Source organism: Modestobacter sp. KNN46-3, from assembly GCF_011039295.1.
In genome coordinates, this window is record NZ_JAAKGN010000092.1 from 1 (window position 1) to 18,559 (window position 18,559).

The window sequence follows — 18,559 nt, forward strand, 5'->3', positions numbered from 1 at the left end:
CTCCACCACGGCGACGACGGCGAAGACCAGGAAGAGCCCGGCGGCGATCCGGTGCAGCAGCGTCACCGGGAGGCGGTCGGCGAGCTTGCGGCCCAGGAACGCGGCCAGCCCGGAGATCACCAGCAGCAGCACCTCTCCTCCCATGGCGCCAGCGTAGGGCGGCCGGGCGGACCCGGCTGCTGGCCTGCGACGGCACCCGGAGGGGGCAGGCCAGCGGCCGGGGCGCTCAAGCGCCGCCCACCCGCTGCCGACTCCTCCTCCACGGCCGGCATGCGGCCGGACGGGAGCAGGGAGAGGCCATGCAGACGATCAAGCTCGAGGAGTCGCAGGACGTGCTGGTGCAGACGGCGGCGGTCGTCGCCGCCCAGCGCCAGTTCGCGCAGCGGCTACGGCAGCGGACCGTGGCCGACCCGCTCACCGGCCTGCCGGTGCGCAGCCTGCTCATCGACCGGCTGGAGCTCGCCCTGGCCGCCGCCGGCCCGGCGACCGGCCGACTCGCCGTCGTCTCCTGCAACCTCGACGGCATCACCGTCCTGGAGGACACCCGCGGCTCCGCCGTCGCCGACGCCGCCCGTGCCGAGGCGGCCGGCCGGCTGGTCGGCGCCGTGCGCCAGGGGGACGTCGTCGCCCGGATCAGCGCCCAGACCTTCGTCCTGCTCTGCCCCGGCATCCAGGTCGCCGAGGACGCGCAGGGCATCGCCCTGCGGATCGCCGCCGCGTTCGACGAGCCGCTGCGGCCGCTGCCGGGCGTGGAGCACCGGGTGCGGCTCAGCGTCGGCGTCGCGCTCTCCGGCCGGGCCTCGACGCCGGAGTCGCTGGTGGCGTCGGCCAACGAGGCGATGACCTCCATCCGGCACGACCGCCAGGGCAGCGGCCGGCACGGCTGACCCGCCGGCCCCTCAGCGCAGCGTCGGGTCCACTCAGCGGAGCGTCGGGATCCACTCCGCCAGCGCGCGGCCGATCTCGTCGGGCGAGTCCTCGGGCACGAAGTGCCCACCCGGCACCGTGACCTCGGTCAGCGCCGGCCACCGCCGGACCTTGTCGCGCTGCCGGCCGACCAGGATCGACCCCGGCTCGACGTTCACGAACAGCTTGGGCACCTCGCTGTGCGCCAGCCACTGGCCGTACCGGTCGACGACGTCGTGCACGCCCGGCGGCACGTGCTCGATCGGGAGCTGCCGCGGCCACTCCAGGGTGGGCCAGCGGTCGGCGCGCTCACCGAACGGCGCCCGGTACCGGTCGTGCGCCTCCGCCGAGAGCCCGCGCCGCACCTCGGCTGGGAGGATCTTCTCGACGAACACGTTCTGGTCGAGCACCTTGCGCTCGCCGTCGGCCCCGCGCATCGCCTGGAAGACCGGCTTGGCCGCGCGCGGCCAGTCCGCCCAGATCATCGGGGTGACGATCGCCTCCATGAAGGCGATGCCGCGCACCGCCTCGGGGTGGGTGGCTGCCCAGTCGAAGCCGAGCCCCGATCCCCAGTCGTGCAGCACCAGGGTGACCCGCTCGGTGACGCCGACCGCGTCCAGGAACCCGGCCAGGAACTCGGCGTGCCGGTCGAAGGAGTAGCTGCCCGGCCCGGGATCCGCCAGCTTGCTCGACTCGCCCATGCCCACGAGGTCGGGGGCGAGACAGCGGCCGAGGTGCCGCACGTGCGGGATGACGTTGCGCCACAGGTAGGACGACGTCGGGTTGCCGTGCAGGAAGACGATCGGGTCGCCCTCCCCCACGTCGACGAAGGCCATCTCCTGGTCAGCGACCTGCACCCGCGAGCGCGGGAACGGGTCGTCGGCGGGCACGGGCGTGCGGACGTCGTCGGCCATGCCCATGGATCTCCCCGCCGACCCGCCGTCCGAACCACCCCGACCACCAAAATGGCCATTTTGGTGGGTTGACCCTGACGCGGCGTCAGGCTGTTGCGTGAGCTCCGTCACCGAGGAGAGGAGGGGCGATGAGCTGGACGGTGGGTGAGCTGGCCCGGCTGGCCGGCGTCACGGTGCGCACGCTGCACCACTACGACCGGATCGGGCTGGTGCGGCCCAGCGAGCGCACGTCGGCGGGCTACCGCAGCTACGACGCGCACGACCTGGACCGCTTGCAGCAGGTGCTGCTCTACCGCGAGCTCGGGTTCCCCCTCGACGAGGTCGCGACCCTGCTGGACGACCCCGAGGCCGACCCCGCGGCGCACCTGCGCCGGCAGCACCGACTGCTGCGGGAACGGCTCGAGCGCACCCAGGCGATGGTCGCGGCCGTGGAGAAGGAGATGGAGGCACGGCAGATGGGGATCTCCCTGACCCCGGAGGAACGGTTCGAGGTGTTCGGCGACTGGCTCCCGGAGGAGTACGCCGCCGAGGCCGAGGAGAGGTGGGGCGACTCGGACGCCTGGGCGCAGTCGCAGCGGCGCACGGCGGCGATGACCAAGGAGGACTGGCTGCGGGTCAAGGCCGAGGGCGACGACGTCGAGCGCCGGTTCGCCGCCGCGCTGGCCGGCGGGGTGCCCGCCGACTCGACCGCGGCCCAGGACCTGGCCGAGGAACACCGACAGCAGATCAGCCGGAACTTCTACGACTGCTCGCCGGAAGTGCACGCCGGGCTGGGCCGGATGTACGTCGAGGACGAGCGGTTCACCGCGTACTACGAGCGGATCGCCCCCGGCCTCGCGCAGTACGTGAGCACCGCCGTCCAGGCCAACGCCGCCCGCCAGAGCTGAAACCCGCCCGAGGGGCCGAAGTCGCGATCTCGGCCCCTCGGGTGCGGGACGGCCCCTCGGGCGAGCGACGTCACGTCCCCCCAGTGCCGCCGGGCGGGCGGCGGGCCGCATCCTGGTCATGTGGTTTGGGTGATCGGGCGACTACAGCAGCCCTGGGTGCAGCGGATGGTCCGGGCGGCGTTGGCCGCGGGGCTGTCCTGGCAGGTGGCGCTGTTCCTGCCGCCGCAGCTCGCCGAGTACGCCTACTACGCCCCGCTCGGCGCCGTCATCGCCGTGCACCCGACGATCGCCGACTCGGCGTCCGCCGCCTGGCGCAGCATCCTGGCGATCCTGCTCGGGTTCGCACTGGCCGTCGGGGTCTACGAGGTCACCCGGGTGGTGCCCAACGCGCTCACCATCGCGCTGATCGTCGGGCTGGCGATCGTCGTCGAGCAGTGGCGGATGCTGCGCGAGCAGGCCAGCTGGGTCAGCTTCGCCGCCGTCCTCATGCTGACGGTCGGGACGTCGGACCCGGCCGAGTACGCCGTCCGGTACGCCGGGCTCACCCTGCTGGGCGCGGTGATCGGCGTGCTGGTGACGACGGCGCTGTTCCCACCGCTGCAGCTGACCACCGCCGTCAACCGGATCGCGCGCACCCGGGAGACGCTGGCGGCCCACCTCGAGTCGATGGCCGCCGCGCTGCGCAGCGGGCAGCTCCCGGCGCCGCACGAGTGGGAGGACCGGGGTGAGGCGCTGGACGTCGCCCTGGAGCAGATGCGCCGGGCGGAGACCCAGGTCGAGCGGGCCCGGCGGGCCAACCCGCGCGCCCACCGCTGGCAGGGGGCGGCCGGCAGCATCCGGGACCAGTCGCGTGCACTCGACCGCGTCGCCGTGCTGGTCGACGACCTCACCACGCTGGTCGTGGAGTTCCAGCCGCACCGGCGGGGGCTGGACCGGGTGGACGACGGCACCGGCTGGGTCCTCGCCGACGCGCTGGACGGACTGGCCGGCGTGGTGCGGCTGCCCTTCCACGACGCCGCGGACCAGCCCGACGACCGGGACGCCGCGATCGCCGCCGCGGTGGCTGCGTCGAACCGGCTGACGGCGCTGCTGCGCAACTCCGAGATCGCCGACGACGAGGGCTTCTTCGCCCTCGGGGCGGTCACCGTCGGGATGCACCGGTCGCTGCAGACGCTGGAGGCGCACGTCCGCTTCCCCGCCGCTGCCTGACCTCGGCCCGACCGGGGCGGTGCCGGTTGCACGTGGAACGTCCGCCATCAGGGGAATGAGGACGACGCCGTCCCTGAGCGGGGCTAAGGTCTCCTCCTCGTGAGCCGCATCGGTGAGGTCCTGGTCCCGGCGCGGCTCGGCACCGGGTTCCGCTGGCTGCTGGCCTCGTCCTGGACGACGAACCTCGGGGACGGGATCGCGCTGGCCGCCGGGCCGCTGCTGGTCGCCTCGCTCACCCAGGACGCGTTCCTGGTCGCCCTCGCCGCGACGGTTCAGTGGCTGCCGCCACTGCTGTTCGGCCTGGTGGCCGGGGCGCTGACCGACCGGCTGGACCGGCGGCTGATCGTGCTCACCGTCGACCTCGCCCGCGCCGCCGTCCTCATCGTGCTCACCCTGGCGGTGGCGACCGACCGGGTGTCCATCGTCGCGGTGCTCGGCGCGCTGTTCCTGCTGGCCACCGCGGAGGTGTTCGCCGACAACAGCTCCCAGACGCTGGTGCCGGTGCTCGTTGCCCGCGAGGACCTGGCGGTGGCCAACGGGCGGCTGCAGACCGGGTTCATCACGGTGAACCAGCTCGCCGGGCCGCCGCTGGGTGCGGCGCTGTTCACCGTCGGCGCGGCGTGGGCGCTGGGCGTCCAGGCGGTGCTCGTGGCGCTCGGGGCGGTGCTGATCACCCGGGTGGTCCTGCCCGCCCGGGGGCGCGTCGAGGGGCAGCGGACGGCGATGCGGCACGACATCGCCGAGGGGCTGCGCTGGGTGCGGCACCACGCTGCCGTCCGCACGCTCGTGCTGACCATCACGATCTTCAACGTCACCTTCGGCGCCGCCTGGTCGGTGCTGGTGCTCTACGCCACCGAGCGGATCGGGCTGGGCGAGATCGGGTTCGGGCTGGTGACCACCGTCGGCGCCGTCGGCGGCATCGTCGGCGGGCTGACCTACGGCTGGATCACCCGCCGGGTGAGCCTGGGCGACCTGATGCGGATCGGGCTGGTCGTCGAGACGCTGACCCACCTGGCGCTGGCTCTCACCTCCAGCCCGTGGGTGGCGCTGCCGGTCTTCTTCGTCTTCGGGGCGCACGCCTTCATCTGGGGGACGACGTCGGTCGCCGTCCGGCAGCGGGCGGTCCCCCAGGCGCTGCAGGGCCGGGTGGGCAGCGTCAACGTGGTGGGCGTCTACGGCGGGCTGGTGGTCGGCTCGGGCATCGGTGGGGTGCTCGCCCAGCACTGGGGCGTGACCGCCCCGTTCTGGTTCGCCTTCGCCGGGTCGGCCGTCTTCGTGGTGCTCATCTGGCGCTCGCTGCGGCACATCGCCCACGCCGACGAACAACTGGCGCCGGCCCCCGCCTGACCCGGTCGCCGGCGGCGGCCCGGGTCGGGCCGCACTGCCGACCGTCGAGCCGCCGCACGCCGCGGCTCGACGGTCGGCGAGGTGGCTCCACCCGGACTCGTTAGACGCGGATGAGCAGCTCGCCGTGCAGCATGCCCAGCCAGCCGTCGTCGGCCTCGGCCCACGCCAGCCACGCGTCGGCGATCGCCTGCAGCTCCTCCTGGGTGGCCAGACCGTAGGTCCGGGCCTGCTCGGCGAACGCCGACGCGGTCGCCCGCCCGGCCCAGGAGCGCCCCCACCAGGTGCGCTCGTCGGGGGTCGCGAAGCACCAGGCGGACGTCGTGGCCACCGTGTCCCGCAGCCCGGCGGCGTGCGCCCAGGACCGCAGCCGCCGGCCGGCGTCCGGCTCGGCCCCGTTGGCCCGGGCCACCCGCTGGTAGAGGTCCAGCCAGCGGTCCAGCCCCGGAGACGCCGGGAACCAGGTGGTCGCGGCGTAGTCGACGTCGCGGACGGCGATCAGCCCGCCGGGCCGGCAGACCCGGGCCATCTCGCGCAGCGCGGCGACCGGGTCGGTCAGGTGCTGCAGCACCTGGTGGGCGTGCACGATGTCGAAGGAGTCGTCGGCGGCGGCCAGCGCGTAGCCGTCGCCCACCCCGAACTCCACCGTCACCCCGGCCTGCTCGGCCAGCGCACGGGCCTCCGCGAGCGGCGCGGGCGACACGTCGAGCCCGACCACCCGACCCGGCGCCACCCGGGCGGCGAGGTCGACGGTGATCGTGCCCGGCCCACAGCCCACGTCGAGGAGCTCCAGCCCCGCACGCAGGTGCGGCACCAGGTGGGCGGCGGAGTTCTCCGCCGTGCGCCAGCGGTGGGACTGCAGGACCGGTTCGGCGTGCCCGTGCGTGTAGGTGTCCACGGCGACACCCTGCACCGTCAGCTCACCCAGTGGAACAGCGTTCTCGCAATGGGACGGGTCAGCTCTCGGCGGCCAGCACCGCCGCAGCCAGCGGCACGGCCCGCTCCCGGTCGGTGGGCACCAGGCCGATCCGGGTGCGCCGGTCCAGCAGGTCGTCGACCGTCCGCGCCCCTTCGGCCCGGACGGCGAACCGCAGCTCCCCCACCGTCTCCGGGCGGCCGTCGACCACCGGCTCCTCCCCCAGCCCGGCGACCACCGTGGCCTCGGTGCCGTACCGGCGCACCAGCCGGGCGGCGGCGTCCACCCGGGCCAGCGCCCGCCCGGGCGCGGCACCGACCAGCGGCAGCCGGGCCGTCGGCGACCGGACGGCGCCGCGGCCGAGCCGGGTCACCACGGCGTCGACCGCCTGGGCGGCCGTCGACCGGTAGGTGGTCAGCTTCCCGCCGACCACGGTGAGCACCGGCCCGTCCCAGGCCAGCAGGGGCCGGCGGGACAGGTCGACCGGGGCGCCCCCCGGCCCGTCGCCCGCGGGAGCCGACTGCGCCAGCGGACGCAGCCCGGCGTAGGCACCCACCACGTCGGAACGGTCCAGTGGCCGGGCCAGCACCCGGTTCACGGTGGCCAACAGCTGCGCCACCTCGGCGTCGCTGGGCACCGGGTCGTCCTCGGACGCCGGCCCGGCCACCGGCTCGTCGGTAATCCCCAGGTGGACCAGCCCGCCGGGCTGGGGCAGGGCGACGACGAACCGGGTCCGCGACCCCGGCAGCGGCACGGTCAGCGCGGCCGTCGGCGCGCCGAGCCGGGCCGCCGGGACGACGAGGTGCGATCCGCGCGAGAGCACCAACCGGACGCCGGGCGCCAGCCGCTGCGCCCACGCCCCGGTGGCGTTGACCACCACCCCGGCCCGCACCGTCGTCGACGGTGAGCGCGACCGCCCCGCCGTCCACGCCGGTGACCGTGACCCCGGTGAGCACACCGGCCCCGAAGGCGGCGGCGGTGCGGGCCAGCGAGACGACCAGCCGCGCGTCGTCGACCAGCTGCCCGTCCCAGAAGACGACGCCGCCGCGCCCCGGGCGCACACCGGGCACCAGCCGGGAGACGCCCTCCGGCCCGATCCGGCCGGTGCCGGGCAGGGAGCGGCGCCCGCCGGGCACGGAGAGCCGGACGGCATCGCCCAGCCGCCCGCCGAGCCCGGCCAGCGCGCTGACGTCCCGGCCGGCCACGTCGGGCACCAGGAACGCCAGCCGCCCGACCAGGTGGGGTGCGGTGACGCCCATCAGCACGGCGCGCTCCCGAGCGCTGTGCCGGGCCAGCCCGATCTCCCGCTGCGCCAGGTACCGCAGCCCGCCGTGCACCAGCTTCGACGACCAGCGGCTGGTGCCCGCGGCCAGGTCCACGCGCTCGCACAGCGCGACGCTCAGCCCGCGGGCGGCGGCGTCCAGCGCGACCCCGGCGCCGGTGACCCCACCGCCCACGACCAGGACGTCGACCCCCTCGGCGACGAGCCGGTCGAGGTCGCGGGCCCGGCGGCGCGCGTCGAGCGCTGCGGGCCGGGCGACGTCCCTCAGGTCCGGCTCGGGCACCGGCAGACTGTAGCGGTGCCCGACCGGCCGGCACGGTCGATCCACGGCGAGGCGCACTGCGCCCCGGGTGATCGCGTTTCGGCAGCTCCGCTCGGGTACCGGTGCCCTGTGTCCAGCGGCCCCGATCCTGTCGCCGGCGAGGTGGTCCGGGCCGAGGACGGGGCCGGTCCGCTGCTCCGGTTCTCCGGCCGCATCGACCGGGAGGCCGTGCGCCGCTTCCGGGTGCTGGTGACGCCGGCGGACTGGCCGGACCGGGCAGACCTCTCCGCGGTGACCGAGATCGACGCCGCGGGCCTGCAGCTGCTGGTGCACCTCAGCCGCAAGCCGCTGCGCCGCGGGCAACGCCTGCGGCTGCTGGCCGTGCCCGCCGCGCTGCAGCCGGCGCTGGTGCGGGCCGGGCTGTCCCGGCTGCTCACCGGGGACGGTGTCGCGCCATCCGGAGTCGCAGCGGACCCGGATCGCCCCGCGCCCGGCTGACCGGCCCGTGGGCGGCGACTGGCGCACAGCGCTGCGGTCAGGTTAGCCTCGCCTCACTCGACGCGAGGTGGGTGGGATGGGTCTGCGACTGCCGGTCGGCGGTGTCACGGTGCTGCTGGGGCCTGCGGGCGCACGGGCGGACACCATGGCCGCCCTGGACCCGGGCAGCGCCCGGTGCGCCGGAGGGCACGCCTCCCTGTCCGTGGTGCGGCTGACCGCGGCACCCGGCGACGACGTGCAGCAGCGGCTCGCCACCGTCGCGCGAGCGGGCACCGGGACGGCGTCCGTCGTCCTGGTCGACCGCCTGACCGACGGCCTGGCCGCGCACGACCGACGCACGGTGCTCGCCGCACTGCGGCCGGTCGCGACCGCGGGCCGCGCCGTCCTCGTCGACGACGGCGACCCGATCGCGGCGCTGTCGGTGGCCGACACCGTGCTGCGCACCCCGGCGCTGGCCCTGGAGCAGGTGGCCGACGCCGACGAGCTGGAGCAGCTGGTCGGCTGAGCCGGCAGCCCCACCGGGCCGCCGACGGGGGTCAGCGGGTGGTGTAGGTGAGGCAGTCCGCCGCGTCGGCGGCCGAGCCGACCTGCACGGCGGACGCGCGGCACTCCAGCGCCTCGTTGTGCACGCAGTCCGAGCGGTGGCAGGCGCCGACGACGCCGGTGCGCTCGAGCCCGGCGCGGAACGAGATCTCCACGAAGGTGCCGCAGTGGGCGTGGTCGCCGCCGACGGTGATGGCGCCGGCGTGGCAGGCATGGTCGGCGTTGTAGGAACAGCTGTCGACCGAGCAGTCCTGCACCTGGGGCATGTCCAGCATCTGGGTCATGACCCGAGGCTGACAGCTCCGCGGGGTGCCCGCCAGCCAGGAGAGGCTGCCCTGGCCGGTGCCGGGGGCGGCGCGGACTCACCCCTTCCGGGCTGGCCGACCCGAGCAAGATCGAGCAGGCTCGGGGGATGCGTGCCCCGAACCCCACGACCCCCGGCGTGACCAGTGAGGTCGGCCGGCTCCGCACCGTCCTCCTGCACCGCCCCGGCGCCGAGCTGCGCCGGCTCACCCCGCGCAACAACGACGAGCTGCTCTTCGACGGCGTCCCCTGGGTGGCCCGCGCGCAGGAGGAGCACGACGCGTTCGCCGCCGCCCTCACCGACCGCGGGGTCGAGGTGCTGCACCTGGACCGGTTGCTGGCCGAGGTGATGGCGGTGCCGGCCGCCCGCGCGGAGGTGATCGCCGCCGCGGTCGACGACCCCCGGCTCGGCGCCACCCTGCAGCACGCCACCACCGCCCACCTCGACGGTCTCGCGCCCGAGGACCTGGCCACCGCCCTGATCGCCGGGGTGGCCCACGACGAGCTGCGCGGCGGCCGCGGGCTGGCCTACGAGCTGATGGGGCGCGGGGACTTCGTCGTCCCGCCGCTGCCCAACCTGATGTTCACCCGCGACTCCTCGGTGTGGGTCGGCGGGCAGGTCGCCGTCACCTCGCTGGCCATGCCGGCCCGGGACCGGGAGAGCGCGCTGACCGCGGCGCTGTACACCCACCACCCCCGGTTCGCCGGTGTCGAGCAGCTCTACGGCCCGCACCTGGAGCACCTCGAGGGCGGCGACGTGCTGCTGCTGTCCCCGGGGGTCGTCGCCGTCGGGGTGGGCGAGCGCACCACGCCCGGCGGCGCGGAGCGACTGGCCCGGCGGGTGTTCGCCCGCGGGCTGGCGCACACGGTGCTCGTCGTCCCGATCGCCCAGCAGCGGGCGACCATGCACCTGGACACCGTCGCCACCATGGTCGACGTCGACGCGATGGTCATGTACCCGGCGATCGCCGACCGCCTGCAGGCCTGGACCGTGACGGCCGGGGACGCGTCCCCCGACACGGCCGAGCTGTCGGTGCAGGGCCCGCAGCCCTTCCTGATCGCCGCCGCGCAGGCGATGGGGATCGACCGGCTGCGGGTGATCGACACCGGGCTCGACCCGGTGACCGCCGAGCGGGAGCAGTGGGACGACGGCAACAACACCCTCGCGCTGGCCCCGCGGCTCGCCGTCGCCTACGAGCGGAACACCGTCACCAACGCCGCACTGGAGGCCGCCGGGATCGAGGTCGTCGCGATCGCCGGCTCGGAGCTGGGCAGCGGCCGGGGTGGCCCACGCTGCATGAGCTGCCCGGTGGTGCGCGACGCCGTCCCCGCGTAGTCGGTCAGGGGGCGGGGTCGAACGCGGCCACGGCCGGGTCGAAGACCTGCTCCCGGTGGACGTCGCTGCGCCCCGGGCTCGAGGTCAGCTGCACCACGGCCAGGCCCGCCGGGGTGTCGGCCAGGGCCAGGTCGACCCGCTGGCCGAGGTCGTCGAGCCGGTACACGTCCCAGGTGGCCGACCCCGTCTCGCGCTGACCCACCGGCTCGAGGGGCTCGCCGGTGCCCAGCTGCGCGGCCAGTTGCGGGAGCAGCTGGTCAGCCGTCGCACCGGGCACCACCTGCTGCACCAGCGAGACCAGCGGCGACTCCTGGAACGCACCGGGGAGCACCTCCGACCAGCCCTCCGGCCGGACCCCGGCGATGCCCAGCTCCTCGCTCTCCCAGGCCGTCATCTCCACCTGCACCCCCTCCGCGGTGAAGGCGGGGAGCTCGACGTCGTCGACGCAGGAGGCGTCCGGCTCGCTGTCCGGGTCGGCGAGGAAGTCGCGGGTCAGCTGCACCGCGCACTCGTGGGTCGCCACCGAGCCGTGCCCGGTGGCGGGGAACTCGACGAAGACGCTGGCGCCGAGCTGCTCGGCCAGCTGCGCACCCCACCGGGGCGGGGTGATCGGGTCGAGCTCACCGGCCAGCACCAGGGTGGGCAGGTCGCTGGTCAGCGCGTCGTCCTCCCCCGCGCCGGGCTCACCGGCGTCCCAGTCGGCGCAGACGTCGAAGACGCCCGGCCCCATCGTGGGGGTGCTGTCGAAGAAGCTCTCCACCAGCGGGTGCTCGGCGGTCGCGTCCGCCACCGCCGCCGGGTCGCTGAAGCTGATCTCCTCCTCGCACTGCACGGCCAGCTGCTGACCGACGCTGACCAGGTCCAGCTGCTGGGAGAAGGCGCTGAGCAGCAGGCCGATCGAGCCGAAGTCGTCGTTCGCCGCGGCCTCGACGATCTCCGGGAGGAACGGGATCAGCTCGGTCGAGTACATGCTCTGGAAGAGGAAGCCGACGAGGCCGGCGCCGTCCAGCGGGCTCTCCACCCGCTCGCCGGTCGTCGGGTCGAGGACCGTGACCGTGGCAGGTGCGGCGTCCAGTTCCGCGACCAGGTCGGTGACGGTCTGCTCGAGGTCGGGGTACCGCTCGGCGCACCCGGCGTCGGCGGCGCAGGTGGCGAACAGCGCCTCCAGCGCCCGGGCGGCGTTGCCCGGCGTCTCCTCGTAGAGGTCGGCGTCGATGGGGTACGCGGCGTCGAGCACGACCGACCGGATGCCCTCGGGGTGGTCGCGCATGGCGGTCTGCGCCAGCCGCGTGCCGTAGGAGATCCCGTAGAGGTTCCACTCCTCGTGGCCCAGCGCCCGCCGCAGGTCCTCGAGGTCGGCCGCCGAGGCCGCGCTGTCGTAGTCGGCGAAGTCGACGCCCTCGTCGACCAGCCGCTGCCGGCACTCCTCCAGCGAGGCCGCGGCCTGGGCCGCCAGCTCCTCGACCGGCTCCTCCGACCCCAGCGACTCCCGCACCCAGGAGCTGTACTCCTCGCACGCCAGGGACGGCTCGGTCAGCCCGGTGCCGCGCTGGTCGAGGAGGACCAGGTCCCGGTCCTGGGCGAGCGGCTCGTACAGCTCCCCGAACGCGAGCGGCACGAACTCCAGCGCACCCTGGCCCGGGCCGCCGGAGAGGTAGACGAGCGGGTCCTCGGCCGGGTCCTCGGCCGCCGCGGCGACGACGCCGAAGGCCAGGCTGACCGTGCCGGCACCCGGGTCGTCGCGGTCGGCCGGCACCTCGAGCGTGCCGCACTCGATGTCGACCCCGGCCGGGACGTCGAAGTCGCAGGCGCCCCACTCGACCTCACGGGCCGCCGAGGTCGACGCCGTCCCCGCCGCGTCCGCGCCGTCGTCCTCGCCGTCCCCGGTGCAGCCGGCCAGGACCAGCAGGGCGAGCGGGAGCACGGCCAGGCGACGGTCCATCGGGTTCCTCCGTGTTCGCTGCCGGTCGGGCCGGCCGGTCAGGGCGCGCAGTCAACCAGGCGCCCGGGTCAGGCGGCGGCGCGCTCGCCGCTGCGTCGGGCGCGGACCGCGGCACGGGCGGCCGGGCCGGCGGCGCGCGAGCCCGGCGCCGCCGGGCGCCCCGCCCACCGACCGGGCTCCCGCTCCCGGGCCGTGGCCCACGGGGTCACCGGCGGGGCGACCCGCTCCCCGGTCGGCCCGGTGCGGGCACCCCGGTTGCGCAGCGCGAGCCAGCTGACCAGCACGGCGCCGCCGAGGAGCAGCAGGTGCCCGACCGCCCGGCCGGTGTGCACGTGACCGGCACCCAGGTCACCGACGGTGACCCAGGCGAGGACCGCGGTGAAGGGCAGCAGGAAGGGCAGGGCCCCGGCCGCCAGCCGCGGCAGCACGGCGACGCCCAGGAAGCAGGCGGCCAGCCCCAGGTTCCAGGCACCCGTCTCGTGCGCCAGGTGCACCGGGGCGGCCGGCGCAGCACCGACCCCCAGCAGCGTCGGCAGGCTGACCGCCAGCTGACCGGCGCCGACGGCCAGCAGGGCCAGCCGCAGACCGGCGTCCAGCCACGCCCGGGGGCGGGCCGCCGGCTGCACCGCCGGCAACCGGCCCAGCACCGCGGCGGTCACGTCGGGCATCGCCGTGACCGGGGTCAGCCGGGCCCGGCGGGTCACCTCTGCCGCGGCCTCGGCCCACCCGCGGCAGGCCGGGCACCGGCCCAGGTGCTCGTCGACCCAGGTCTGCGGGGCGCCCGGGGACTCGCCGTCCAGGCCGGCGGAGACCGCCTCACGACAGGCTGCACAGCTCACGGTGGCATAGTCGCCGCCGACGACCGCAGAGTTCCCGGAGGGTCCACGTGGGGCAGCTGGAACGTCTCGCTGCCCGTGCAGCCGAGGGCGACAGCCTGGCGCAGGCCGCGCTGATCCGGGAGACGCAGACCGACGTGTGGCGGCTGTGCGCGCACCTGGCCGACCGCCAGGCCGCCGAGGACCTCACCCAGGAGACCTACCTGCGGGCCCTGCCGGCGTTGCGGGGCTTCGAGGGCCGCTCGTCGCTGCGCACCTGGCTGCTGTCCATCGCCCGCCGGGTCTGCGCCGACCACCTGCGGGCCCGCAAGCGGCGCGGCCTGGTGCTGGTCTCCGACGACACCGACCTGGCCGACCTGGTCCGCGACGTGCCGGACGACGAGGTGGGCGGGTCGGTCGCCGCGCAGGACGTGCTGGACCGGCTGGAGCCCGAGCGCCGGGAGGCCTTCGTGCTCACCCAGCTGATCGGGCTGCCCTACGCCGATGCCGCCGAGGTGGTGGGCTGCCCGATCGGCACGATCCGCTCCCGCGTGGCCCGGGCCCGCGCCGACCTGGTCGAGGCGCTGGTCGCCGCCGACCACCCCCGCACCCGCCGCCCCTCCTAGGGCCAAGGGCGCGATCTCGGCCCCTGACGGTCAGGGGTGCTGGGCCGCCAGGCGGCGGAGCCGCTCGTTGTAGGCGGTCAGCTCCGGGTCCTCGCCGCTCTCGCCGCGGGCGATCGCCCGGTCGCGCGCCCGGTCGGCGGACCGGTTGGCCCGGTCCTCCGAGCGGGTCCACTGGAAAAACACCACCGCCAGCACCAGCACCGTGGGGAACTCCCCGAACGACCAGGCGATGCCGCCGGCCGCCCCCTGGTCGTACAGCGGGTCGATGCCCCAGGACTCGGGCGGGGTGGTGTAGCTGGTGAGCAGCAGCGTGTTGCTCATCATCACGATCACGCCGAAGAACGCGTGGAAGGGCGCCGGCAGCAGCAGCTCGAGCATCCGCGCGCCGTGCCCGGAGCGCCGGGGCCACGGGTCGATGGCCATGATCGGGCCGAAGAACAGCAGCCCGGTGACCAGGAAGTGCAGCAGCATGAACGTGTGCCCGGGCACCGTCGACATCAGCTCGTCGAACAGCGGGGTGAAGTAGACGCCGTAGAGGCTGGCGATGAACAGCGGGATGGTGAACAGCGGGGAGGAGACCAGCTGACCCAGCCGGCTGTGCAGGGCCCCGAGCAGCGCCCGCCGCGGCATCCCAGCAGGCCCCTGGGCCGCGGGGAGTGCGCGCAGCATCAGGGTGACCGGGGCGCCGAGCAGCAACAGCAGCGGCGTGATCATGCTCAGCACCATGTGCTGCACCATGTGCAGGCTGAACAGCGCCATCCCGTAGCTCTGCAGGCCACTGGCGGTGACGTGGAACAGGGTGGCGCAGCCGATCAGCCACGCGGCCGTCCGGGACGGCGCCCAGCGCACGCCCCGGCGGTGCAGCCGCCACAGCCCGACCAGGTAGCCGAGGGCCAGCAGCACGGCGAGCCAGGCCACCGGTGAGGCGGCGGCCAGGTCCAGACCCAGCACCCGGCCAGCGGTCGGCGGCAGCTCCGGGACGTGCATCGAACCCATGCCGCCGTGCTCGTGGCCCACGTTCGTCCTTCCTCAGCTCTGCTGTGCGGCCCCCACGGTAGGCCTGGCCCGGCCCTCTCGCCGCAGTCGCCGAGGGGGCCGGGTCCTCCGGCTCAGCGGAGCGTGACCTGCCGGGACAGCAGCCCGGCGCGGGCCCGTCGCTCGTCGGCGTCCAGCGGCTCGGTGACCGCCAGCGCGGCCTCCAGCCGGGAGTGCAGCTCGGCCGAGGGGCCGGCCCACTCGGCACCGGGCACGGCTCCGGGCACGTCCCACACCGGGACCACGAGCCCGAGGGCGCGGAAGGCGCCGGCGTACCGGGTCCCCTCCCCCAGGCTGAGCTGCTCGGCCGCACCGAGCCGGGCCAGGGCATCCAGCAGCGCCTCCTCCGGCTCGGGGCGCACCCAGCGCACGTGGCCACGCTCGGTGGTGGGCCGGCACCAGTAGGCGGCCTCCAGCCCGTCCAGCCGGACCGTGGGCATCACCATCTCGTTGGCCTGCTGCAGGCTCGCGCGGGCGGTCGCGTCGACGTCGGCGCCCTCCAGCCAGAACTCGAAGTCGTCGTGCACGGTGACCTTGAACGGAGCCGAGAGGTCCAGCAGCTCCTGCAGCCGCGGCCCGGCCGAACCGGCGGCACCGATGGGGCCCGGGTCGACGGGGGCGCCGGCCGGGGCCTCGAGCGCGGCGGCGAGCGCGGTGCCGAGGTCGCGGCTGACGTCGTCGGAGGAGGTCTGCAGCTGGACGCCGAGCAGGATCTCGCCGTTGGCCCGCACCAGGGCGGCGGTGCCGCCGGGGAGCACGCTGGCCAGCGTGACCGACCGGCCCTCCGTCGTGGTCAGCCGGGCGGTGGCGGCCGGCACGAGCTCCCGCAGCGCCACCCAGTCGACCTCGCCGGGCAGGCCCTCGAACGGGCGGAGCACCGGCTGGCCGTAGCCGGAGCCGTGGCAGTGCTTGTAGCGGCGGCCGGAGCCACAGGGGCAGGGCGCCTTCGGGTTGGTCTCGCCGTCGGTCGCGGCAGGGGCGGCGGGGCGACGGCGGGTCGTGGAGCGGGCCATGCATGCGAGCGTAGGAGGCGCCGTCGGCGACCGGGGGACGGCGTCCCGTCCGGCCGGCGCCCTTAGGCTCTGCCGGTGACAGTGGCTCCCGTCCCGTTCGACCTGACCGACCCCGCGCTCGTCGCCGATCCCTATCCGGCGTTCGCCGTGGCCCGCGCCGCCGCGCCGGTGCAGTGGGACGAGCGGCAGGGGCTGTGGCTGACCTTCGGCCACGCCGAGGCCAACGCCGTCCTGCGGGACCGGCGGCTGGGCCGGATCTGGTCGGACCGGACCCCCACCGAGCGGTTCGAGAGCTTCAACCTGATCCACCGCAACGCCATCCTGGAGATGGAGCCGCCCACGCACACCCGGCTGCGCCGGCTGATCAGCGCGGCGTTCGCCCGCGGCCACGTCGAGCGGCTGCGGCCCTGGGTGCAGGAGCTGGCCGACTCCCTCGTCGACTCCCTGGTCGAGCGCTCCGCCGGCGAGAGCGACGTCGACGTGCTGTCCGGCATGGCCGAGGAGCTGCCGGTCGCGGTCATCGCCGAGCTGCTCGGGGTGCCGGCGGCCGACCGGCCGCTGCTGCGCCCGTGGTCGAACGCGATCGTGAAGATGTACGAGTACGGCCGGACGACGGAGATCGAGGCCGACGCCGAGCGGGCCGCCGCCGAGTTCGTCGCCTACCTGCGCGAGCTTGCCGCCGAGCGGCGGACCACCCCGGGCGAGGACCTGCTCACCCACCTGGTCACGGTGCGCGACGCCGAGGGCGACCGGCTCACCGAGGACGAGCTGGTGACCACCTGCATCCTGCTGCTCAACGCCGGCCACGAGGCGACGGTCAACGTCAGCGGCAACGGCCTGCTGGCACTGCTGGAGCACCCCGACCAGCTCGCCCGGCTGCGCGCGGACCCGGGCCTGCTGCCGACGGCGATCGAGGAGCTGATGCGCTACGACTCACCGCTGCAGCTGTTCGAGCGCACCGCCACCGAGGACGTCGAGATCAGCGGGGTCACCGTCGCGCGCGGACAGAAGATCGCCGCCCTGCTGGGCAGCGCCAACCGCGACCCGGCCGTCTTCGTCGACCCGGACACCCTCGACGTCGGGCGCGCGGACAACCCGCACATCTCCTTCGGCGCCGGCGTGCACTTCTGCATCGGCGCCCCGCTGGCCCGGGTGGAGCTGCAGGCCTCCTTCGGCGCACTGCTGGGCCGGACGTCCCGGCTGGAGCTGGCCCGCCCGGCCCGGCGTCGTCCCGAGTTCGTCATCCGCGGCCTCCAGGAGCTGCCGGTCGTCCTCACCGGCCGCTGAGCCGCCGCCTCATCTCGTTGCCCCGGGGGACGACCTCGGCGGACCGGTCCACACGGTGTCCATGATCGGTCACAGCTCGTGCGGACCGCGTCGTGGAGCCGGCAAAAGGTCGCCGCCGACCGGTTTCTCCGGCCGACGGGCTGCCTACCGTGGGTCGTCCGCCACACGGCGGGCTCCGGACGACGGCACCGCCGAACCTGCCCACCGTCGCCCGGACATCACGAGACCACGGGCAGGCGCGGGGGACCCACCTCGCAGGACCAGGCCTCCGGGCCTTGGGGTGAAGCCGCAGCACGCGGCCGGGCATCTCTCGCCCGAACCCGACAGCTAACTCCGCAGGCGGCGAGAGGCACACACACCCATGCTCAATCGCTTCACGGCACGGCGCGACCGCTCCACCGGGCGCTCCGCCCTCGCTTCGGCGGCACGTCCCGCCATGGTCGTCGCGGCAGCCGCGGCGATGTCCTTCGGGGTCATCGCACCGGCCCAGGCCCACACCGGCAGCCACACCGTCAGCCCCGGTGACACGCTCAACGAGCTCGCTGCCAGCCACGGCACCACCTGGCAGGACATCCACGCCGCCAACCGCGACACCATCGGCAGCAACCCGAACGTGCTGCGCGTCGGCCAGGTGCTGACCATCGGCGGCGGCTCGGCCCCGGCGGCTGCACCGGCGGCCGCACCCGCGGCGGCGACCGGCACCTACGTCGTGCGCCCCGGCGACACCCTCGGCAAGATCGCCGCCCAGCACGGCACCACCTGGCAGGCCCTCTACGCCGCCAACCGCGGCACCATCGGTGGCGACCCGAACGTGCTCCGCGTCGGCCAGACCCTCACCCTCGGCGGCGGGGCGGCCCCGGCAGCGCCGGCGGCCCCGGCACCTCGCCCGGTCGAGCAGGCCGCCAGCCGCAGCGCCGACCGGACCGCCACCGGTGACCCCCGCAGCATCGGCCGGACCATGGTCGCCGAGCGCGGCTGGGGGACCGGCGAGTTCACCTGCCTGGACAACCTGTGGACCAAGGAGAGCAACTGGGAGACCACGGCCGACAACCCGAACTCCAGCGCCTACGGCATCCCGCAGGCGCTGCCCGGTTCGAAGATGGCCTCGGCCGGTCCGGACTGGCGCACCAACCCGGCCACCCAGATCACCTGGGGCCTGGACTACATCACCGACCGCTACGGCACCCCGTGTGGCGCGTGGGCGCACTTCCAGGCCAACAACTGGTACTGATCGACGAGCGGCGCGGGTGGGTCGGCGCAACTGCGCGCTGACCCACCCCGCCGGTGATCCGGGCGACCGGACCTGACGACGACGCCCCGGCCGGGCAACCGGCCGGGGCGTCGTCCGTTCCGAACGAGGTCCTCCGACCTCTGTCCGAGGCGCACTCATCGCGCCCGCTGAGCCGTTACCGGATCGTGACCCAAGGACGTGGGGGCCAGC

19 protein-coding genes and 1 riboswitch are annotated in these 18,559 nt (G+C 75.4%); of the genes, 10 read left to right on the forward strand and 9 right to left on the reverse strand.

All coding sequences use genetic code 11. The features are described from left to right. Window positions 1-144, reverse strand: a 144-nt coding sequence (locus G5C62_RS17485) for a TMEM165/GDT1 family protein (RefSeq protein ID WP_241175964.1), incomplete at its 3' end; no start/stop codon positions are given. 155 nt (window positions 145-299) lie between these two features. Between G5C62_RS17485 and G5C62_RS17490 the strand changes: the two genes are divergently transcribed. After that, window positions 300-887: a GGDEF domain-containing protein gene (locus G5C62_RS17490; RefSeq protein ID WP_164702025.1), complete on the forward strand. Its 588-nt coding sequence runs from the start codon at window positions 300-302 to the stop codon at window positions 885-887. 33 nt (window positions 888-920) lie between these two features. Here the strand turns inward: G5C62_RS17490 and G5C62_RS17495 are convergent, their stop codons facing one another. Beyond that, window positions 921-1,820: a haloalkane dehalogenase gene (locus G5C62_RS17495; protein ID WP_164702026.1), complete on the reverse strand. Its 900-nt coding sequence runs from the start codon at window positions 1,818-1,820 to the stop codon at window positions 921-923. Between the two features lie 128 nt (window positions 1,821-1,948). Between G5C62_RS17495 and G5C62_RS17500 the strand changes: the two genes are divergently transcribed. From G5C62_RS17500 to G5C62_RS17510, 3 genes are all read left to right on the forward strand, one after another. Then, complete coding sequence (locus G5C62_RS17500) at window positions 1,949-2,707, forward strand: MerR family transcriptional regulator (RefSeq protein ID WP_164702027.1); 759 nt, start codon at window positions 1,949-1,951, stop codon at window positions 2,705-2,707. A 129-nt stretch (window positions 2,708-2,836) separates the two neighbouring features. Continuing rightward, on the forward strand, window positions 2,837-3,916 hold the full coding sequence (locus G5C62_RS17505; RefSeq protein ID WP_164702028.1) for an aromatic acid exporter family protein: 1,080 nt from the start codon (window positions 2,837-2,839) through the stop codon (window positions 3,914-3,916). 99 nt (window positions 3,917-4,015) lie between these two features. Then, window positions 4,016-5,263, forward strand: a complete 1,248-nt coding sequence (locus G5C62_RS17510; RefSeq protein WP_164702029.1) for an MFS transporter — start codon at window positions 4,016-4,018, stop codon at window positions 5,261-5,263. A 100-nt stretch (window positions 5,264-5,363) separates the two neighbouring features. Here the strand turns inward: G5C62_RS17510 and G5C62_RS17515 are convergent, their stop codons facing one another. After that, window positions 5,364-6,158: a methyltransferase domain-containing protein gene (locus tag G5C62_RS17515; protein ID WP_164702030.1), complete on the reverse strand. Its 795-nt coding sequence runs from the start codon at window positions 6,156-6,158 to the stop codon at window positions 5,364-5,366. A gap of 58 nt (window positions 6,159-6,216) precedes the next feature. Beyond that, window positions 6,217-7,068 carry a glycerol-3-phosphate dehydrogenase C-terminal domain-containing protein gene (locus G5C62_RS28190; protein ID WP_241175962.1) on the reverse strand — a complete coding sequence of 284 codons (852 nt, stop codon included), beginning with the start codon at window positions 7,066-7,068 and terminating at the stop codon, window positions 6,217-6,219. Here G5C62_RS28190 and G5C62_RS28195 point away from each other — a divergent pair. Together G5C62_RS28195 and G5C62_RS17530 are read left to right on the forward strand one after the other, a co-directional pair. Next, window positions 7,046-8,218 (forward strand): lipid asymmetry maintenance protein MlaB, encoded by a 1,173-nt coding sequence (locus G5C62_RS28195; protein WP_241175963.1) that lies wholly within the window; start codon window positions 7,046-7,048, stop codon window positions 8,216-8,218. The two genes, G5C62_RS28190 and G5C62_RS28195, sit on opposite strands and share 23 nt — an antisense overlap. A gap of 76 nt (window positions 8,219-8,294) precedes the next feature. After that, window positions 8,295-8,723, forward strand: coding sequence for a hypothetical protein (locus G5C62_RS17530; RefSeq protein ID WP_164702032.1), 429 nt, complete (start codon window positions 8,295-8,297; stop codon window positions 8,721-8,723). A 31-nt stretch (window positions 8,724-8,754) separates the two neighbouring features. Here G5C62_RS17530 and G5C62_RS17535 read toward each other — a convergent pair whose 3' ends face one another. Continuing rightward, entirely contained in the window at window positions 8,755-9,045 is a 291-nt protein-coding gene (locus G5C62_RS17535; protein WP_164702033.1) for a DUF1540 domain-containing protein, read from the reverse strand. Between the two features lie 128 nt (window positions 9,046-9,173). On the opposite strand from G5C62_RS17535, the gene G5C62_RS17540 reads away from it, so the two are divergent. Next, the gene (locus G5C62_RS17540) at window positions 9,174-10,400 is read left to right on the forward strand and encodes an arginine deiminase (protein ID WP_164702034.1); all 1,227 of its coding nucleotides are present in this window, start codon (window positions 9,174-9,176) and stop codon (window positions 10,398-10,400) included. Window positions 10,401-10,404: 4 nt separating this feature from the next. On the opposite strand, the gene G5C62_RS17545 is transcribed toward G5C62_RS17540, so the two are convergent. Both G5C62_RS17545 and G5C62_RS17550 read right to left on the reverse strand, forming a co-directional pair. Continuing rightward, window positions 10,405-12,342, reverse strand: coding sequence for an alpha/beta hydrolase (locus G5C62_RS17545; RefSeq protein ID WP_164702035.1), 1,938 nt, complete (start codon window positions 12,340-12,342; stop codon window positions 10,405-10,407). 68 nt (window positions 12,343-12,410) lie between these two features. Next, window positions 12,411-13,181, reverse strand: coding sequence for a zf-HC2 domain-containing protein (locus G5C62_RS17550; protein WP_164702036.1), 771 nt, complete (start codon window positions 13,179-13,181; stop codon window positions 12,411-12,413). 47 nt (window positions 13,182-13,228) lie between these two features. Between G5C62_RS17550 and G5C62_RS17555 the strand changes: the two genes are divergently transcribed. After that, a complete protein-coding gene (locus tag G5C62_RS17555) occupies window positions 13,229-13,783 on the forward strand; it encodes a sigma-70 family RNA polymerase sigma factor (RefSeq protein WP_164702037.1) in 555 nt (184 codons plus the stop codon). 30 nt (window positions 13,784-13,813) lie between these two features. Here G5C62_RS17555 and G5C62_RS17560 read toward each other — a convergent pair whose 3' ends face one another. Both G5C62_RS17560 and G5C62_RS17565 read right to left on the reverse strand, forming a co-directional pair. Next, on the reverse strand, window positions 13,814-14,800 hold the full coding sequence (locus G5C62_RS17560) for a cytochrome c oxidase assembly protein (protein ID WP_156119103.1): 987 nt from the start codon (window positions 14,798-14,800) through the stop codon (window positions 13,814-13,816). A 92-nt stretch (window positions 14,801-14,892) separates the two neighbouring features. Continuing rightward, window positions 14,893-15,831: a DUF5926 family protein gene (locus tag G5C62_RS17565; RefSeq protein WP_164702038.1), complete on the reverse strand. Its 939-nt coding sequence runs from the start codon at window positions 15,829-15,831 to the stop codon at window positions 14,893-14,895. Window positions 15,832-15,906: 75 nt separating this feature from the next. Between G5C62_RS17565 and G5C62_RS17570 the strand changes: the two genes are divergently transcribed. Then, the gene (locus G5C62_RS17570; RefSeq protein WP_164702039.1) at window positions 15,907-17,118 is read left to right on the forward strand and encodes a cytochrome P450; all 1,212 of its coding nucleotides are present in this window, start codon (window positions 15,907-15,909) and stop codon (window positions 17,116-17,118) included. 192 nt (window positions 17,119-17,310) lie between these two features. Beyond that, window positions 17,311-17,472, forward strand: a riboswitch (cyclic di-AMP (ydaO/yuaA leader). An 82-nt stretch (window positions 17,473-17,554) separates the two neighbouring features. Further along, complete coding sequence (locus tag G5C62_RS17575) at window positions 17,555-18,349, forward strand: LysM domain-containing protein (protein ID WP_164702040.1); 795 nt, start codon at window positions 17,555-17,557, stop codon at window positions 18,347-18,349. The last annotated feature ends 210 nt before the right edge of the window (window positions 18,350-18,559 follow it).